Raw genomic sequence first — 1,818 nt, 5'->3', positions numbered from 1 at the left:
CGGTGCCTTCTTCGTCGGTGCCTTCTCCGGCTCCGCCGATGTGCTGGCTGCCGCCGTCGCTGCGGTCGGTTTCTTCGATGAGGGCTTCCGGGTCGTCGCCGTGGACGTCGGGTTCTTCCTCCCGGAGGCGCTCGAGCCGGAGGCGCTCGAGCCGGCCTGATCCTTGTCGGCCGGTGACTGACGCCCGGCCTTCTTCGACTGCTTGCGCACCTGCGCCAACTCGGCGGCCGACTTCCGCTCCGCGGTGGGGGTGCCGTTCGCCTCCCGCTCGTCGGCGGCGGCGACCAGTTCGGCCACGGCCGCATCCACCGCGCGGGCCATGGGCCACGGATCGGGAACGAGGTCCTTGCACGCGATGAACCCGAAGTGCAGTTCACCATCGAGCGACATCACCGTGCAGTTGAGACCGGCTCCGTGGAACACCGGCCCCATCGGCAGCATCTTGGTCACCCTGGCCCCGAGGAAGTAGAGCGGGATGTTGGGGCCGGGCACGTTGGAGATGATGAGGTTGTGCACCACCGGGTGCCGCTCCGAGAGCCTCAGTCGCGAGTACATCCGGACCGCGGACCCGAACACCGACGGAGCCGCGAACTGCGCCCAGTCGGTGAGGAGATTGGCGTCGAGCGCGTCGGTGTGGTCCTTGGCGACGGTGTTGGCGTCCCGGATGGACTCCAGCCGCTCGACCGGGTCGTCGATGTCCGTGGCCAGCGACATGAACATGCCTGACACCCGGTTGGTGCCGGGGCGCGACTCCGCGGCGTGCACCGACATCGGGACCATCGCGATGAGGGGCTTCGACGGCAACGTGTCCAGGTCGTCGAGGTAGGTCCGGAGCGCCGTGGAGCAGATCGCCAACACGACGTCGTTGACGGTGGTGTTGAAGACGTTCTTGATGCGCTTGATCTGGTCGAGGCCCACACTGGCGTACGAGATGGACCGGTGCCCGGTGATCGTGCGGTTGAACGGGGTGCGGGGCGCGGTGAACGGCGCCGGCATGGCCAGTCCCTTGCGCGCCCTGTTGATCCACGACGGCACGACCCCCAGCGTCCCCGGGAGCAACGAGGCCAGGCGCCACGGGGTGGCCAGCCGGGACAACGCCCCACCGACGGCCAGTTCGAGAGCCCCGGACCCGCCGGCGGTCTCCTCCACCAGTTCCTGGTCGAGAGTCGGGTCGTCCGGGGTGAGCGAACACAGCTGGGACATCATGTTGGCACCCGTGACGCCATCGACGGTCGAGTGATGCATCTTGGCGAAGACCGCGAACCGGTTGTCGGGAAGCCCCTCTATGACATACATCTGCCACAGGGGCATCGAGCGGTCTATCGGCTGGCTGGCCAGGTGCCCACACAGTTCGGCGAGCACCTCGTCCCCACCCGGCTCCGGCAGACCCACCCGGTGGAGGTGATGGTCGATGTTGAAGTCCTCGGCCTCGACCCAGACCGGGTGATCGATGTTGAGCAACGAGTCGTGCAGCTTGCGGCGAAAGCCGGGCATGGCCGTGACCCGGCGGGCGAGCTCGGCCCGCAGCGCGTCGAACGAGTAGCCACCGTTCATCTCTGATCCGTCGAGGACGATCAACCCGCACACGTGCAGGAGTTGGGCCCTGGTCTCGAAGTAGAGAAAGCTGGCGTCAAGTCCACTCAGGCGCTGCATGCACGAAGTGTACGTCCGCAGTCAGTCTCACAGCGCCCGTTCGACCGACGGCCTGTCCTCAGTAAACGTCGAGGATGAGCCACGCCATCACGACGAGCGCGATCAGCAGGATCAGGGCAAGAGTCACACGCGACCGGGGCATCAGATGACCTCCTTCCCGGTCTC

1 pseudogene is annotated in these 1,818 nt (G+C 67.1%); it reads right to left on the bottom strand.

Annotation, left to right across the window (positions count from 1 at the left end):
- Positions 1-279: 279 nt before the first annotated feature.
- A pseudogene (locus G6019_RS14250) lies at positions 280-1,653 on the bottom strand (WS/DGAT/MGAT family O-acyltransferase); the annotation flags it as partial.
- Between the last annotated feature and the right edge of the window lie 165 nt (positions 1,654-1,818).

The organism is Dietzia sp. DQ12-76, from assembly GCF_014145045.1.
GTDB lineage: Bacteria > Actinomycetota > Actinomycetes > Mycobacteriales > Mycobacteriaceae > Dietzia.
Note: the sequence above shows the minus strand (reverse complement) of the source record. Positions and strands in the feature narration are given on the sequence as shown.